Raw genomic sequence first — 14137 nt, 5'->3', positions numbered from 1 at the left:
AAGTGCCTTGGCGACGGGGCGCTTTTCTACTTTTGTGTCTTATATGCAAATTTAAATTAGTACGTTTTAAGAGGTGTTGAATTTTATTTTTAGAGTTTTAACCTTAGAATATAGGGTGCTTTTTATTGTGTAATATGTTAAAATTTTTAATGGAAAACTTTCGATCGTATTCCACAATATGAGATATGGTTTTATCTCATTTGATGTTGATTAGAGTTTTCTAATGGGTATATTAGTATGGGTTAGTACTATGGTTTGATTTTAATTTGATAGGATAGATATCCTTTTAAAGGATAAAGTATATTCTAAGTGCTAAAAAGTGTATATTATGCTTATACATAACTTTAAAATAGTATTTTAATTGTTTTGAAGTTAATTTTAGGATATATAATTTCAAGAATTTTTAGGGGATTCTAATTAGGGGATTAATGTATTCTAATGGAAAAGTATGAAGAAAAAATGCAAATAAATCAATTGGCTTAAAGGCTTATAGGATTTAATTTTAGGAGGAAAATTTATGACAAAAGTAGTTATTGCAAGTGCGGCTAGAACGCCTGTAGGTTCGTTTGGTGGGGCTTTTAAAAATGTTACAGCTATAGAACTTGGTAAAGTTGCGGCTAAAGAAGCTATTAAGAGAGCTGGAATAGATTCTGCAACAATTGATGAAGTAATAGTTGGTAATGTTCTTCAAGCGGGTCTTGGACAAAATGTTGCAAGACAAGTATCGATGGCAGCTGGCATACCTAAGGAAGTTCCTTCATTAACTATAAACAAGGTTTGTGGTTCTGGTTTAAGAGCTATCTCTTTAGCAGCACAAATTATAAAAGCTGGAGATGCTGAAATAATTCTTGCTGGAGGTACTGAAAACATGTCTATGGCACCTTATGTTCTTACTAATGCGAGATGGGGAGCCAGAATGGGAGATGGAAAGATGGTCGATGTTATGATTAAAGACGGTCTTTGGGATGCTTTTAACAATTACCACATGGGTATAACTGCTGAAAATGTATCTGAAAAATTTGGTATTACAAGAGAACAACAAGATCACATCGCAGCTGTTTCTCAAAACAGAGCTGAAGCTGCTCGTAGAGATGGTAGATTTGCTGATGAAATAGTTCCTGTTGAAATAAAGGACAGAAAAGGAAATGTAACTGTTGTTGATAAAGATGAATATATTAAAGACGGCGTAACTGAAGAAACTCTTTCTAAATTAAAGACTGCATTTAAGAAAGAAGATGGTACAGTAACAGCTGGTAATGCTTCTGGTATAAATGATGGAGCAGCTTTTATGGTTGTTATGTCTGAAGAAAAGGCTAAAGAGCTTGGAATTGAACCTCTTGCAACTGTTGTATCTTATGCATCAGCTGGTGTAGACCCTCAAATTATGGGGACTGGTCCAATACCATCATCAACTAAGGCTCTTGACAAGGCTGGCTGGAGTGTTGCAGATCTTGATTTAATTGAAGCTAATGAAGCATTTGCTGCACAAGCTGGAGCTGTGGCTAAAGAACTTGGTTTTGATATGGAAAAAGTAAACGTAAATGGTGGAGCTATTGCTATTGGTCACCCTATCGGAGCTAGTGGAGCAAGAATTTTAACTACTTTACTTTTCGAAATGAAGAAGAGAGATGCTAAGAAAGGTTTAGCTACTCTATGTATAGGTGGGGGACAAGGAACTGCACTTACAGTTGAAAGAGGCTAAATGATATAATGGATTACAAATTTTTAAAACTTGAAAATAACGACAATATTTTAACTCTTACTATAAACAGAGAAAAGAGTTTGAATGCCCTTAACACTGAAGTTATCAATGAACTTGATCAATGTCTTACTGAAATTGAGTTATCAACGGATATAGATGTTGTAGTTATAACTGGAGCTGGAAAGGCTTTTGTAGCCGGTGCGGATATTTCTGAAATGGCTACTTTAAATGCTGCTGAAGCAAGTGAGTTTGCTAAGAGAGGTATGGATGTATTCTTAAAATTAGAAAAGCTAAAGATACCTGTAATTGCAGCTATAAATGGATTTGCTCTTGGCGGTGGATGTGAGTTAGCTCTTTCATGTGATATAAGAGTTGCATCAACTAAGGCTTTAATTGGGCAACCTGAAGTAGGGCTTGGAATTACTCCGGGATTTGGTGGAACACAAAGACTTGCACGTACTGTTGGACTCTCTAAAGCTAAGGAATTAATTTTTACAGCTGAACCTATTAAGGCTGAAAGAGCTTATGAAATAGGGCTTGTGGCTCACGTTGTTGAACCTGAAGAATTGATGGATAAGGCTTATGAAATAGCAAAAAAAATAACTAAAAATTCTAAGATTGCGATTAGAAACTGTAAAGAGTCAATGAATACAGGTATGCAGGTTGATATAGATACTTCCATGAATATAGAAAAATCACTTTTTGGTCTATGTTTTGCAACTGAGGACCAAAAAGAAGGCATGAAAGCTTTCCTTGAAAAGAGAAAGCCGGAATTTCAAAATAAATAAGGAGGAAAAGATGAAGATAGCAGTAATAGGATCAGGTACTATGGGTTCTGGAATAGCTCAAGTTTTAGCTCCAAAGCATGAAGTAGTTGTAAGAGATATAGCACCGGAAGCTTTAAAAGCAGCTCAAGAAAGAATAAAAAAAGGTTATGAAAAGAATGTATCTAAGAGTAAGATGACTCAAGATGAAATGGATAAAGCTCTTAAAAACTTATCTGTTTCAGATTCAATAGAGGATATTAGAGATGCAGATTTAATTATTGAAGCTGCAACTGAAAATCCGACTATTAAAAAAGCGATTTTTAAAGAACTTGATGAAGTTTGCAAAGAATCTACAATTCTTGCATCAAATACTTCTTCTCTTTCAATTACTGACATAGGGGCTGCTACATCAAGACCTGATAAAGTAATTGGAATGCACTTCTTCAATCCGGTTCCTGCAATGAAGCTTATAGAAGTTATTTCAGGACAACTTACTGATGAAGCTGTTAAGAAAACTATAATTGACCTTTCAAATGAGATTGGAAAGACTCCTGTTGAAGTTGCTGAAGCTCCGGGATTTGTAGTAAATAGAATTTTAATTCCGATGATCAACGAAGGTATTGGAATTTATGCTGAGGGAGTTGCAAGTGTTGAGGATATCGACAACGCAATGAAACTTGGCGCTAATCATCCAATGGGACCTCTTGAATTAGGGGATTTAGTTGGATTAGATGTAGTTCTTGCTATAATGGACGTTCTTTATGATGAATTTAAAGACCCTAAGTACAGAGCGCACACTCTTCTTAGAAAAATGGTTAGAGCCGGACAACTTGGAAGAAAAACTAAAAAAGGTTTTTATGAATATAACTAATTTTAAAACTCTCGGGGGAACTCGAGAGTTTTTGTTGTAAAAGTTTGTCATTAATAAAAAAATTGTGTTATCATTTAATTATAAAAGGGAGCTCATAGTAGTGGGCTGAGAGTAAGCTAAAAAGCTTTGACCTATAACCAGATTTGGATAATGCCAACGTTGGGGAATATTCGTAATTTACGTAGAATACTTTTTGACGAGGATTCTATGTTTTTTTATATGGGGAAAAGTTAGTCAAGCTAGGAGCAATTTAAAAATTTATTATTTTTAAGAAAGGAAGAATAACTTGAACTATAAGACACAAATGGAAGCTGCAAAGGCAGGTTTTGTAACTGATGAAATGAAAGTTGTTGCAGAGATAGAAGAGCTAGATGTAAATTTTATTTTAAATGGAGTAAAAGAGGGCAAGATTGCAATTCCGGCGAATAAAAATCACAAGAGAAAAACTTATGCGGGCATTGGTAAGGGACTTAAGACTAAGATAAATGTAAATCTTGGGATTTCAAGGGATTGTCCTGATGTTGAGTGTGAGATTGTAAAAGTAAAAGATGCGCTTGAAATGAAAGCTGATGCGATAATGGACCTTTCTTCTTTTGGAAAAACTGAGGAGTTTAGAAAAAGACTTATCGAAGTTTCAGATGCTATGATAGGTACTGTACCAATATATGATGCAGTTGGATTTTATGATAAGGAATTACAAGATATAACTGCTAAGGAATTTTTGGATGTTGTGAGAAAGCATGGGGAAAATGGTGTGGATTTTGTAACTATCCATGCGGGTGTGAATCTTTCTTCGGCAGAAATTTTTAAAAGAAATCCAAGATTGTTGAATATAGTTTCAAGGGGAGGTTCTTTAACTTATGCATGGATGGAATTGAATAAGAAAGAAAATCCTTATTTTGAATACTATGACGAGTTGCTTGAAATTTGTGCGGAGCATGACATAACTATCTCGTTGGGGGATGGAATGAGACCGGGCTGTCTTGTGGACGGAACTGATGCAAGTCAAATACATGAGTTGATTTTGTTAGGAGAGCTTGCTAAGAGAGCTTGGAATAAGAACGTTCAAGTCATGATTGAAGGACCCGGACATATTCAGATAAATGATGTAGTTACAAATGTAAAGGTAGCAAAAAAATTAACTCATGAAGCTCCGTTGTATGTATTAGGACCTTTAGTAACTGATGTTGCTCCCGGTTATGACCACATCACTTCGGCTATAGGAGGAGCTATGGCTGCTGCGGCTGGAGTTGATTTTCTATGTTATGTAACACCGGCAGAACATTTGAGGCTTCCAACTGTTGAAGATATGAGAGAGGGGATTATAGCTTGTAGAATTGCCGCTCATGCTGGGGATATAGCTAAGGGAGTGAAAGGAGCAATTGAATGGGACAGAAAGATGGGAGAAGCTCGTAGAGTTTTGGATTGGGACGCTCAATTTGAACTTTCAATGGACCCTGAAAAATGTAAGAGATATAGAGAAGAGAGTGTGCCTATGCATGGAGACTCTTGTACTATGTGTGGAAAGATGTGTTCTGTTAGAAATATGAATAGAATAATAGAAGGAAAAGATATAAATATTTTAAGAGCTGAGAATTAATTTGGTCGGGAAACCGGCCAATTTATTTTTTGTGTATGTTAAATTGAATTAGAAAAAATTTCATAAAAGTCCTAACATATATTTTTACTTTTTTGTTATTCTATATACTGGATATTTTTGTGGTGTAAAGTTTGAATTTGGCTTATTTCTAAGTGGTTTAAATATTTATTTTTCATTGAGGTTGTTAATATTATTATATTCCATAGTTTTTTATTTTTGGGTTTGTGTTGAGACAATTCAATTATACTAAATTTAATTTCAAAGGAATTTTTTAGTTTAATTCAATTTTACAATTACCTCTAGAAAAAACATTATAAAAACACAAAAAAAGCTCTTTACAACTAAGTCTGGCTTTTGTATAATGTATAGGCGTTTGAAATATATTTATATGCGATGACTTCATAAGTTGCTTGAAATCTTGAGGGAAAAAGGGATTTTAAGGTAATTATGAACGAGAAGTTGAAGCTGGACTTCAGCGTGGGTTATTTTTTCTTTTTTTAATCCCTGGCATGAAACACCGGGGAGTGTGTATCAATAACCCTATTCGCAAAACGTAGCGATTAGGAGGAATAAAATGGCAAACAAGCAAAAAATTAGAATCAGACTTAAAGCTTACGATCACGAACTATTAGATAGTTCTGCTTCAAGAATTGTGGAAGCTGCAAAGCAAACAGGGGCTACTGTTTCAGGTCCAATTCCACTTCCTACAGAAAAGGAAATCATAACAATTCTAAGAGCTGTTCACAAGTACAAAGATTCAAGGGAACAATTCGAACAAAGAACTCACAAACGTCTAATTGACATAGTTAATCCAAATCAAAAGACTGTTGATTCTCTAATGAAACTCAATTTGCCGGCTGGTGTTGAGATAGAAATCAAGCTTTAATAATTGTTCTTTATATGATTGCTAAGCAATCCGCTGTAAATTTAGGAGGTAGACATTGAAATTATTAATGGGTAAAAAAATCGGAATGACTCAAATCTTCGATGAAGGTGGAGTTGTTACACCGGTTACAGTTATTCAAGTTGAACCTAATGTAGTTGTTCAAAAGAAAACTGTAGAGGTTGACGGATACAACGCTATTCAAGTAGCTGTTGGTGAAGTTAAAGATAGAAGAGTAAACAAACCAATGAAAGGACACTTTGACAAAGCGTCTGTTGCTTATAAAAAGCATCTCGGAGAATTCAGAACTGAAGATGTAGATTCTTACAATGTTGGTGATGAAATTAAAGTTGATATTTTCCAAGCTGGAGAATTTGTTGATGTAACTGGAACTTCAAAAGGTAAGGGAACTCAAGGTGTTATTAAGAGACATGGGTTTGCTCGTGGTAGAGAAACTCACGGTTCTAAGTTCCATAGAATGCCTGGTGGTATGGGAGCTGCTTCTTATCCTGGAAAAGTATTCAAAGGTCATAGAATGGCTGGCAAAATGGGTCATGACAGAGTTACTGTTCAAAATCTTGAAATTGTTAGAATTGATGCGGATAAGAACCTAATTCTTGTAAAAGGAGCTGTTCCGGGAAATAAAAAAGGTCTTGTAACAGTTAAAGAAACTGTAAAGAACCATAAGTAAGTGAAAGGAGGGTTTTAAATGCCTAAAGTTCAAGTTATTAATATGAACGGTGAAAATATTTCTGAAGTTGAATTAAACGAAGAAATTTTTGATATAGAAGTAAATGAACACGCGGTTTACTTAGTAGTAAAGAACATTCTTGCTAATAAGAGACAAGGGACAAAGAGTGCTAAGACTCGTTCAGAAGTGCGTGGTGGCGGTAGAAAACCTTGGAGACAAAAGGGTACAGGACGTGCTCGTCAAGGTAGTATAAGATCTCCTCAATTCAGAGGTGGTGGAGTTGTATTTGCACCAAAACCAAGAGATTTCTCTTACACAACTCCTAAAAAAGTTAGAAGACTTGCTCTTAAGAGTGTATTGACTTCTAAGTTAAGAGATGGAGAAATAATTGTACTTGATAACATCAAATTTGATGAACTTAAGACAAAGAACTTCCAAAAAATGTTAAACGCAATAGGTGCTGACAAAAAAGCATTAGTGGTAACTGCTGAGAATGATAAAGATGTTGTAAGAGCTGGAGCTAACATAGCTAATGTTCAAATTTCTGAAGCTCGTAACATCAATGTATATGACTTATTAAAGTACAACTCATTAGTAATCACTCAAGATGCACTTAAAGTGGTTGAGGAGGTATTTAACTAATGAATTACTATGACATTATTAAAAAACCGATAGTAACTGAAAGAAGTATGGATCTTATCGAAAATGGTAAGTACACTTTCGAAGTTGATAAGCGCGCAACTAAAACTGAAATAAGAGCAGCGGTTGAAACTGTTTTTGGCGTAAAGGTTAAGACTGTAAGAACTATGAACATGGTAGGAAAGCTTAAGAGACAAGGTGCTCACCAAGGAAGACGTTCTAACTGGAAAAAAGCAATAGTTCAACTTACAGAGGATTCTAAGGCAATTGAATTCTTTGAAGGAATGGAATAAGGAGGTAGACAATGGCTATAAAAGGATATAAACCAACCTCTCCTGCGCGTAGACAGATGACTGTTTCTACTTTTGAGGAAATAACAAAAACCACTCCTGAGAAGAGCTTAACAGTAAGCTTAAAGAGTTCAGGCGGTAGAAATGCTCAAGGTAGAATCACTTCACGTCACAGAGGCGGCGGAGTAAAGAGAAGATACAGAATTATAGATTTCAAGAGAAATAAAGATGGAGTACCTGCAAAGGTTGCATCAATTGAATATGACCCAAATAGAACTTCATACATCGCACTTTTAAATTATGCCGATGGAGAAAAGAGATATATCATCGCTCCGGAAGGATTAAAAGTTGGAGATGCTGTTGAATCAGGTTCAGAAGCTGATATCAAAGTGGGTAATGCTCTTGAGCTTAAAGATATTCCTGTTGGTACAACAGTACACAATATTGAAATGACACCTGGAAAGGGCGGACAACTTGCAAGAAGTGCAGGTACAGAAGCTCAATTAATGGCTAAAGAAGGAAGATTTGCTCAACTTAGACTTCCATCTGGTGAGTTTAGAAGAGTATTCTTAAACTGTAAAGCTACAATTGGTTCTGTAGGTAATGCATCTCACGAACTTATCACTCTTGGTAAGGCGGGAAAGAGCAGATATCTTGGAAAGAGACCTCATGTAAGAGGAACTGTAATGAACCCTGTTGATCACCCTCATGGTGGTGGGGAAGGTAGAGCTCCGGTAGGTAGACCTTCGCCAATGACTCCTTGGGGTAAACCGGCTCTTGGTCTTAAGACAAGAAAGAAAAACAAGAAGAGCGATATGTATATCGTAAGAAGAAGAACTAAGTAAGCGGGAGGTATAGAATGAGTAGATCACTTAAAAAAGGACCTTTTGCAGATGAACATTTGCTAAAGAAGATAGATGAATTAAATGAATCAAATCAAAAGAAAGTTGTAAAAACATGGTCTCGCCGTTCAACTATATTCCCTGAAATGGTAGGACATACTATTGCAGTTCATGACGGTAGAAAGCACGTGCCAATTTTTATAACTGAAGATATGGTTGGTCACAAACTTGGTGAATTCGTTCCAACAAGAACTTATAGAGGACATGTTGCTAAGAACGAAAAGACTACAAGGAAGTAAGAGAGGGGATAAGATGGAAGCAAGAGCAATTGCAAAATATGTAAGAATTTCACCGCTCAAAGTAAACTACATCTGTGCTGAAATTCGTGGAAAGCAAGTTGACGAAGCCCTTTCAATGTTGAAATTTACTCCAAAAAGAGGAGCTAAAGAACTTTATAAAGTGCTTCATTCTGCTGTAGCTAATGCTGAAAATAATTTAAATATAGATAGAGAAAATTTATACGTTAAGAATGCATTTGCTAATGACGGTCCTACAATGAAGAGATTTCGCCCTAAGGCTAAGGGTATGGCTTATCCGATACTTAAGAGATCAAGTCACATCGGCGTTGTAGTAGCAGAAATGGAATAAGGAGGGTATTAATGGGCCAAAAGGTTAACCCACATGGACTTCGTGTCGGCATAATCAAAGATTGGGATTCAAAATGGTATGCAAACAAGAAGAGTTTTGCGGGACTATTACTTGAAGACAACGAAATTCGTAAATATGTAAAGAAAAAACTTTATACAGCCGGAATTTCTAAAATAGAAATTGAAAGAGCTGCAAACAAGGTTAAAGTTTCAATATCTACTGCTAAACCGGGAATGGTAATCGGACGTGGCGGAGTAGGTGTTGAAGAACTTAGAGCTGAACTTGAAAAATTAACAGGTAAAAGCGTAGTTATTAATATAGAAGAAATTAAAAACCAAGATTTAGATGCAACACTTGTTGCTGAATCAATTGCTGAATCTCTTGAAAGAAGAGTTTCTTTCAGAAGAGCGATGAAACAAGCTATCCAAAGAAGTATGAGATCAGGAGCGCAAGGTATCAAAACAGCTGTTTCAGGTCGTTTGGGGGGAGCTGATATGGCGAGAACTGAAGGTTATTCAGAAGGAACTATACCTCTACAAACACTAAGAGCTGACATTGATTACGGATTTGCTGAAGCTGATACAACTTATGGTAAGATCGGTGTAAAGGTATGGCTTTATAAGGGAGAAGTTCTTCCAGGAGTGTCAGGAAACAGAGTTAACGATGACAACAGAAAGAGAAGACCTAAAAACAAAGATCAAAAAGATAGAGATAACAAGAACAACAGAAAGAGAAACTTTAGAAACGATCGTAATAACCAAAGAGGTTCTAAAGAAAGATCAAACTGAGCTTTTTAAAAGGAGGAAAACAGTATGTTAATGCCTAAAAGAGTGAAGTATCGTAGAGTTCATAGAGGTAGAATGAAGGGTAAGGCACTTCGTGGAAACACCCTTACTTACGGAGAATATGGTCTTCAAGCACTTGAACCTGCATGGATTACTTCAAATCAAATAGAATCGGCACGTCGTGCTATGACAAGATATATCAAAAGAGGCGGTAATATCTGGATTAAGATATTCCCTGATAAGTCAGTAACTGAAAAACCAGCTGAAACTCGTATGGGTTCTGGTAAAGGGGCTCCTTCATATTGGGTAGCAGTTGTAAAACCGGGACGTATCATGTTTGAAATGAGTGGAGTAAGCGAAGAAGTAGCTCGTGAAGCTATGAGACTTGCAGCTATGAAACTTCCAATTAAGACAAGATTCGTTATGAAAGAAAAGGATGGTGAATCTAATGAAGGCTAAAGAAGTTCGCCAAATGTCAAGTGAAGAACTAAATAAGAGAGCAAATGAACTTAAGAATGAACTCTTTAACTTAAGATTCAGACTTGCAACAGGACAACTTGAAAATCCTGCAAGTATTAGAGCGGTAAAAAAAGATATTGCCAGAGTTAAAACCATTCTTAGAGAACGTGAATTAGAAGTTGGAAAGGAGGCATAATCCATGGAAAGAAATCATAGAAAACAAATCACAGGAACAGTTGTCTCCGATAAAATGGATAAAACAATAGTAGTAGCGGTGGAAACTTTCAAAGTTCACCCGATCTATAAGAAGAGATTCAAGAAGACTACTAAATTCAAAGCACATGACGAAAAGAATGAATGTGGAATCGGCGATAAAGTAAGAATTATGGAAACAAGACCACTATCTAAAGACAAGAGATGGAGACTTGTAAATATTATTGAGAAAGCTCAATAAGTAAGGAGAGATCAATGATACAACAAGAAACTAGACTACGTGTTGCTGACAATTCCGGAGCTAAAGAACTACTTGTCATTAAAGTCCTAGGTGGTACAAACAGAAGAATCGCAAACATTGGTGATGTTGTAGTATGTTCTGTTAAAAGTGCAACACCGGGCGGTGTTGTTAAAAAAGGTTCTGTAGTTAAAGCAGTAATCGTAAGAACAAGCAGAGGAATTAGTCGTGCAGACGGATCATATATAAAATTTGATGATAATGCAGCAGTAATAATAAAGGATGATAAGAGTCCGGTAGGAACTCGTATCTTCGGACCGGTTACAAGAGAGCTTAGAGGCGGAAACTTCATGAAGATTATCTCTTTAGCACCGGAAGTACTATAATCGGGAGGTAGAAATGCGTATTAAAAAAGGTGATACAGTTAAAGTAATTGCCGGAAAAGACAAAGGAGCTACCGGTAAAGTACTTAAGACTTTCCCAAAAGAAGATAGAGTTGTAGTAGAAAAGGTAAATGTAGTAACTAAACATTTAAAACCTAGAGGACCACAACAAGCAGGCGGTATTGAGAAGCAAGAAGCTCCAATTCATGTTTCAAATGTACAATACTTTGTAGACGGAAAAGTTTCAAAGATTGGTTACAGAATTGAAGACGGCAAGAAAGTTAGATATGCAAAATCTAACGGAAAAACTATTAAGTAAGGAGGTAGAATATGACTTCAAGACTACAAGAAAAATATAAAGATGAAGTAGTAAACTATCTACTTGAAAAGTTTGGTTATAAGAATATTATGGAAGTTCCTAAGCTGGAAAAAGTCGTAATTAACATTGGACTTGGAGAAGCTAAAGATAATCCTAAACTTCTTGAATCAGCAATAAATGATTTAACTCTTATTTCAGGACAAAAGCCTGTTATAACTTATGCAAAGAAGAGTATCGCGAACTTCAAACTTCGTGAAGGTCATAAAATAGGATGTAAAGTAACACTTAGAGGTCGCAAGATGTATGACTTTTTAGATAAGTTAATGAACGTTGCACTTCCAAGAGTTAGAGACTTCAGAGGAATTAAGCCAACAGCATTTGACGGCAGAGGAAATTATGCTTTGGGTCTTAAAGAACAACTTATATTCCCTGAAATAGAATATGATAAAGTTGATGCTATAAGAGGTATGGATATCATTATAGTAACATCTGCTAACACAGACGAAGAAGCTAAAGCTTTCCTAGAAAAAATGGGAATGCCATTTACAAAATAGTAGGAGGTAACTGTGGCAAAGAAATCAATGGTTGCTAAACAAAAAAGAAAACAAAAGTTCAGCAGTCGTGAATATACAAGATGTAGTATTTGTGGGAGACCGCATGCCGTACTTAAGAAATACGGTATTTGTAGAATTTGTTTTAGAGAATTGGCTTACAAAGGACAAATCCCCGGAGTAAGAAAAGCCAGCTGGTAAACCTAAGAAGGGAGGCGAAAGCACATGATGACAGATCCAATCGCAGATATGCTCACCAGAATAAGAAATGGTAACAATGCAAGACATAAGTCTGTAGATATACCTGCTTCAAACATTAAAAAGGAAATATCAAACATCTTATTAAAAGAAGGTTACATCAAGAATGTTGAAGTAATTGATGATGACAAACAAGGTGTTATTAGAATAGATTTAAAATATGGTGAAAATAACGAAAAAGTAATTAGTGGTATAAAGAGAATTTCAAAGCCGGGACTTAGAGTGTACGTTGGGAGTCAAGACGTGCCAAAAGTTTTAGGGGGTCTTGGAATCGCAATTATCTCAACTTCTAAGGGAATGTTAACAGATAAAGAAGCGAGACAAAACAACGTAGGCGGAGAAGTTATTTGCTACGTTTGGTAAGGAGGACATATGTCAAGAATTGGAAAAAAACCTATTGAGATCCCAAGTGGCGTTGACGTAAAGTTCGACGGAAACACTGTAACAGTAAAGGGTCCCAAAGGAGAATTATCTCAAACTTTTGATAGCTCCATGAAAATAAGCTTACAAGATGGAAGTCTTACTGTAGAAAGACCATCCGATAGCAAAAAACATAAGTCATTACATGGCCTTGTAAGAACTTTGATTCAAAACATGGTTGTGGGAGTTACTGAAGGTTATAAAAAAGAATTAGAAATAATTGGTACAGGATATAGAGCAGCTAAAAATGGTAAGAAATTAGCCCTAAATTTAGGTTTTTCTCATCCATTAGAGCTTGAAGATCCAGCAGGCATTGAAACAGAAGTACCAGCTCCAACTAAAATCGTCGTATCAGGTATTGATAAACAACAAGTTGGTCAATACGCTGCATTAATCAGAAAATATAGACAACCTGAACCGTACAAGGGAAAAGGTATCAGATATGTTGATGAATATGTAAGACGTAAAGTTGGTAAGACAGGTAAGTAGGAGGTAAACAGTGTTTAAAAAAATCGACAAAAATGCGAATAGAATAAAGAGACACAAAAGAATTAGAAATCACATCTCCGGTACCGAGTCACGTCCAAGACTTTCTGTTTTCAGATCAAGTGCACATATTTATGCACAAGTTATAGATGATGTAAACGGAAATACACTTGTAAGTGCTTCAACTTTAGATAAGTCACTAGGACTTGAAAACACTAAAAATATTGAAGCAGCAAAGGTAATTGGAGCAACTGTAGCAAAGAAAGCTTTAGAAGCCGGCATTTCTGAAGTTGTATTTGACAGAAGCGGATATCTATATCACGGAAAAATAAAAGCTCTTGCAGAATCAGCAAGAGAAGCCGGACTAAAATTTTAACAGGGGAGGGAAATATGGAACGTTCATTAATCGATGCTAGAGAACTAGACCTTGAAGACAAAGTAGTAGCAATAAATAGAGTTGCTAAGGTTGTAAAGGGCGGTAAGAACTTCAGATTCTCTGCACTTGTTGTTGTTGGTGATAGAAATGGTCACGTAGGTATTGGAACTGGTAAGGCACTAGAAGTACCAGAGGCAATCAGAAAAGCAACACAAGATGCTAAAAAGCACTTAATAAAAGTAAACTTACTAGGAACAAGTATCCCTCACCAAATCACAGGAATTTTTGGAGCGGGTAAAGTATTTTTAAAACCAGCTAGTGAAGGTACCGGAGTTATCGCAGGGGGACCTGTTCGTGCGGTATGTGAATTAGCAGGTATTACTGATATTCGTACTCACAACTTGGGAACTTCAAATCCGAGAAATGTAGTTAATGCTACAGTTAAAGCACTATCTGAACTTAAGAGTGCTGAAAGTGTAGCAAGACTTAGAAATAAGTCTGTAGACGAGATTTTAGGATAAGGGGGTAGAAGACTATGAAAATTAAATTAGTAAAGAGCCCTATCGGTAGACAAAAGACTCACAAAAAAACAGTTAAAGCGCTTGGATTCAAGAAATTAGGACAAGTACTTGAAAAAGAAGATAATCCTCAAATCAGAGGTATGATAAAGCAAGTAGCATATATGCTTGAAATCGAAGAATAAGGAGGTGTAAGAC

The 14137-nt window shown here is 36.0% G+C and carries 24 protein-coding genes; all 24 read left to right on the top strand.

Annotated features, from left to right (window positions below):
- Window positions 1-517: 517 nt before the first annotated feature.
- The 24 genes from DYE58_RS04920 (at window position 518) to rpmD (ending at window position 14124) form a co-directional block, all read left to right on the top strand.
- Entirely contained in the window at window positions 518-1702 is a 1185-nt protein-coding gene (locus tag DYE58_RS04920) for an acetyl-CoA C-acetyltransferase (RefSeq protein ID WP_004820318.1), read from the top strand.
- Window positions 1703-1710: 8 nt separating this feature from the next.
- Window positions 1711-2490, top strand: coding sequence for an enoyl-CoA hydratase-related protein (locus tag DYE58_RS04915; protein ID WP_004820320.1), 780 nt, complete (start codon window positions 1711-1713; stop codon window positions 2488-2490).
- 10 nt (window positions 2491-2500) lie between these two features.
- On the top strand, window positions 2501-3340 hold the full coding sequence (locus DYE58_RS04910) for a 3-hydroxybutyryl-CoA dehydrogenase (RefSeq protein WP_115312076.1): 840 nt from the start codon (window positions 2501-2503) through the stop codon (window positions 3338-3340).
- Window positions 3341-3626: 286 nt separating this feature from the next.
- Complete coding sequence (gene thiC, locus DYE58_RS04905) at window positions 3627-4940, top strand: phosphomethylpyrimidine synthase ThiC (RefSeq protein ID WP_040552262.1); 1314 nt, start codon at window positions 3627-3629, stop codon at window positions 4938-4940.
- Window positions 4941-5514: 574 nt separating this feature from the next.
- Entirely contained in the window at window positions 5515-5826 is a 312-nt protein-coding gene (gene rpsJ, locus DYE58_RS04900) for a 30S ribosomal protein S10 (protein ID WP_004820326.1), read from the top strand.
- A gap of 55 nt (window positions 5827-5881) precedes the next feature.
- On the top strand, window positions 5882-6514 hold the full coding sequence (gene rplC, locus DYE58_RS04895; protein ID WP_004820327.1) for a 50S ribosomal protein L3: 633 nt from the start codon (window positions 5882-5884) through the stop codon (window positions 6512-6514).
- Between the two features lie 18 nt (window positions 6515-6532).
- Complete coding sequence (rplD, locus tag DYE58_RS04890) at window positions 6533-7156, top strand: 50S ribosomal protein L4 (RefSeq protein WP_004820329.1); 624 nt, start codon at window positions 6533-6535, stop codon at window positions 7154-7156.
- Complete coding sequence (gene rplW / locus DYE58_RS04885; protein ID WP_004820330.1) at window positions 7156-7446, top strand: 50S ribosomal protein L23; 291 nt, start codon at window positions 7156-7158, stop codon at window positions 7444-7446. The genes rplD and rplW overlap by 1 nt, the downstream gene beginning before the upstream one ends.
- A gap of 11 nt (window positions 7447-7457) precedes the next feature.
- Window positions 7458-8288, top strand: a complete 831-nt coding sequence (gene rplB, locus DYE58_RS04880) for a 50S ribosomal protein L2 (protein ID WP_004820332.1) — start codon at window positions 7458-7460, stop codon at window positions 8286-8288.
- A gap of 14 nt (window positions 8289-8302) precedes the next feature.
- Window positions 8303-8584: a 30S ribosomal protein S19 gene (rpsS, locus tag DYE58_RS04875; RefSeq protein WP_004820333.1), complete on the top strand. Its 282-nt coding sequence runs from the start codon at window positions 8303-8305 to the stop codon at window positions 8582-8584.
- A gap of 13 nt (window positions 8585-8597) precedes the next feature.
- Window positions 8598-8933 carry a 50S ribosomal protein L22 gene (rplV, locus tag DYE58_RS04870; protein WP_040552264.1) on the top strand — a complete coding sequence of 112 codons (336 nt, stop codon included), beginning with the start codon at window positions 8598-8600 and terminating at the stop codon, window positions 8931-8933.
- A gap of 11 nt (window positions 8934-8944) precedes the next feature.
- Window positions 8945-9721, top strand: a complete 777-nt coding sequence (rpsC, locus tag DYE58_RS04865; RefSeq protein WP_004820337.1) for a 30S ribosomal protein S3 — start codon at window positions 8945-8947, stop codon at window positions 9719-9721.
- A gap of 24 nt (window positions 9722-9745) precedes the next feature.
- Window positions 9746-10177, top strand: a complete 432-nt coding sequence (gene rplP / locus DYE58_RS04860) for a 50S ribosomal protein L16 (RefSeq protein WP_004820338.1) — start codon at window positions 9746-9748, stop codon at window positions 10175-10177.
- The gene (gene rpmC / locus DYE58_RS04855) at window positions 10167-10373 is read left to right on the top strand and encodes a 50S ribosomal protein L29 (RefSeq protein WP_004820340.1); all 207 of its coding nucleotides are present in this window, start codon (window positions 10167-10169) and stop codon (window positions 10371-10373) included. Before rplP ends, rpmC begins: the two co-directional genes overlap by 11 nt.
- A 3-nt stretch (window positions 10374-10376) precedes the next feature.
- Complete coding sequence (gene rpsQ, locus DYE58_RS04850; protein ID WP_004820342.1) at window positions 10377-10631, top strand: 30S ribosomal protein S17; 255 nt, start codon at window positions 10377-10379, stop codon at window positions 10629-10631.
- A gap of 14 nt (window positions 10632-10645) precedes the next feature.
- On the top strand, window positions 10646-11014 hold the full coding sequence (gene rplN / locus DYE58_RS04845; RefSeq protein WP_004820344.1) for a 50S ribosomal protein L14: 369 nt from the start codon (window positions 10646-10648) through the stop codon (window positions 11012-11014).
- Between the two features lie 13 nt (window positions 11015-11027).
- Window positions 11028-11330: a 50S ribosomal protein L24 gene (gene rplX / locus DYE58_RS04840; RefSeq protein ID WP_004820345.1), complete on the top strand. Its 303-nt coding sequence runs from the start codon at window positions 11028-11030 to the stop codon at window positions 11328-11330.
- 11 nt (window positions 11331-11341) lie between these two features.
- Window positions 11342-11884 (top strand): 50S ribosomal protein L5, encoded by a 543-nt coding sequence (rplE, locus tag DYE58_RS04835; RefSeq protein ID WP_004820348.1) that lies wholly within the window; start codon window positions 11342-11344, stop codon window positions 11882-11884.
- A gap of 12 nt (window positions 11885-11896) precedes the next feature.
- Window positions 11897-12082, top strand: coding sequence for a type Z 30S ribosomal protein S14 (locus DYE58_RS04830; protein WP_004820350.1), 186 nt, complete (start codon window positions 11897-11899; stop codon window positions 12080-12082).
- 24 nt (window positions 12083-12106) lie between these two features.
- Window positions 12107-12502: a 30S ribosomal protein S8 gene (gene rpsH, locus DYE58_RS04825; protein WP_004820351.1), complete on the top strand. Its 396-nt coding sequence runs from the start codon at window positions 12107-12109 to the stop codon at window positions 12500-12502.
- 9 nt (window positions 12503-12511) lie between these two features.
- Window positions 12512-13048, top strand: coding sequence for a 50S ribosomal protein L6 (rplF, locus tag DYE58_RS04820; protein ID WP_004820353.1), 537 nt, complete (start codon window positions 12512-12514; stop codon window positions 13046-13048).
- Between the two features lie 10 nt (window positions 13049-13058).
- Complete coding sequence (gene rplR / locus DYE58_RS04815; protein WP_004820355.1) at window positions 13059-13421, top strand: 50S ribosomal protein L18; 363 nt, start codon at window positions 13059-13061, stop codon at window positions 13419-13421.
- A 14-nt stretch (window positions 13422-13435) separates the two neighbouring features.
- Window positions 13436-13942: a 30S ribosomal protein S5 gene (gene rpsE, locus DYE58_RS04810; protein ID WP_004820358.1), complete on the top strand. Its 507-nt coding sequence runs from the start codon at window positions 13436-13438 to the stop codon at window positions 13940-13942.
- Between the two features lie 14 nt (window positions 13943-13956).
- Window positions 13957-14124: a 50S ribosomal protein L30 gene (gene rpmD, locus DYE58_RS04805; RefSeq protein ID WP_004820360.1), complete on the top strand. Its 168-nt coding sequence runs from the start codon at window positions 13957-13959 to the stop codon at window positions 14122-14124.
- Window positions 14125-14137 lie beyond the last annotated feature (13 nt).

The organism is Peptoniphilus indolicus, from assembly GCF_900454665.1.
Lineage (GTDB): Bacteria > Bacillota > Clostridia > Tissierellales > Peptoniphilaceae > Peptoniphilus > Peptoniphilus indolicus.
Note: the sequence above shows the minus strand (reverse complement) of the source record. Positions and strands in the feature narration are given on the sequence as shown.

Bases quoted from the DNA above. Each gene is read 5' to 3' on its own strand.
- rplB (WP_004820332.1), top strand. From the start codon at position 7,458: ATGGCTATAAAAGGATATAAACCAACCTCTCCTGCGCGTAGACAGATG.
- DYE58_RS04920 (WP_004820318.1), top strand. From the start codon at position 518: ATGACAAAAGTAGTTATTGCAAGTGCGGCTAGAACGCCTGTAGGTTCG.
- rplD (WP_004820329.1), top strand. From the start codon at position 6,533: ATGCCTAAAGTTCAAGTTATTAATATGAACGGTGAAAATATTTCTGAA.
- rplE (WP_004820348.1), top strand. From the start codon at position 11,342: ATGACTTCAAGACTACAAGAAAAATATAAAGATGAAGTAGTAAACTAT.
- rplP (WP_004820338.1), top strand. From the start codon at position 9,746: ATGTTAATGCCTAAAAGAGTGAAGTATCGTAGAGTTCATAGAGGTAGA.
- rplN (WP_004820344.1), top strand. From the start codon at position 10,646: ATGATACAACAAGAAACTAGACTACGTGTTGCTGACAATTCCGGAGCT.
- rpsS (WP_004820333.1), top strand. From the start codon at position 8,303: ATGAGTAGATCACTTAAAAAAGGACCTTTTGCAGATGAACATTTGCTA.
- rpsJ (WP_004820326.1), top strand. From the start codon at position 5,515: ATGGCAAACAAGCAAAAAATTAGAATCAGACTTAAAGCTTACGATCAC.
- rplW (WP_004820330.1), top strand. From the start codon at position 7,156: ATGAATTACTATGACATTATTAAAAAACCGATAGTAACTGAAAGAAGT.
- rplF (WP_004820353.1), top strand. From the start codon at position 12,512: ATGTCAAGAATTGGAAAAAAACCTATTGAGATCCCAAGTGGCGTTGAC.
- rpsC (WP_004820337.1), top strand. From the start codon at position 8,945: ATGGGCCAAAAGGTTAACCCACATGGACTTCGTGTCGGCATAATCAAA.
- rpmD (WP_004820360.1), top strand. From the start codon at position 13,957: ATGAAAATTAAATTAGTAAAGAGCCCTATCGGTAGACAAAAGACTCAC.
- rpsQ (WP_004820342.1), top strand. From the start codon at position 10,377: ATGGAAAGAAATCATAGAAAACAAATCACAGGAACAGTTGTCTCCGAT.
- rplV (WP_040552264.1), top strand. From the start codon at position 8,598: ATGGAAGCAAGAGCAATTGCAAAATATGTAAGAATTTCACCGCTCAAA.
- rplX (WP_004820345.1), top strand. From the start codon at position 11,028: ATGCGTATTAAAAAAGGTGATACAGTTAAAGTAATTGCCGGAAAAGAC.
- DYE58_RS04915 (WP_004820320.1), top strand. From the start codon at position 1,711: ATGGATTACAAATTTTTAAAACTTGAAAATAACGACAATATTTTAACT.
- rpsH (WP_004820351.1), top strand. From the start codon at position 12,107: ATGATGACAGATCCAATCGCAGATATGCTCACCAGAATAAGAAATGGT.
- rpsE (WP_004820358.1), top strand. From the start codon at position 13,436: ATGGAACGTTCATTAATCGATGCTAGAGAACTAGACCTTGAAGACAAA.
- rpmC (WP_004820340.1), top strand. From the start codon at position 10,167: ATGAAGGCTAAAGAAGTTCGCCAAATGTCAAGTGAAGAACTAAATAAG.
- DYE58_RS04910 (WP_115312076.1), top strand. From the start codon at position 2,501: ATGAAGATAGCAGTAATAGGATCAGGTACTATGGGTTCTGGAATAGCT.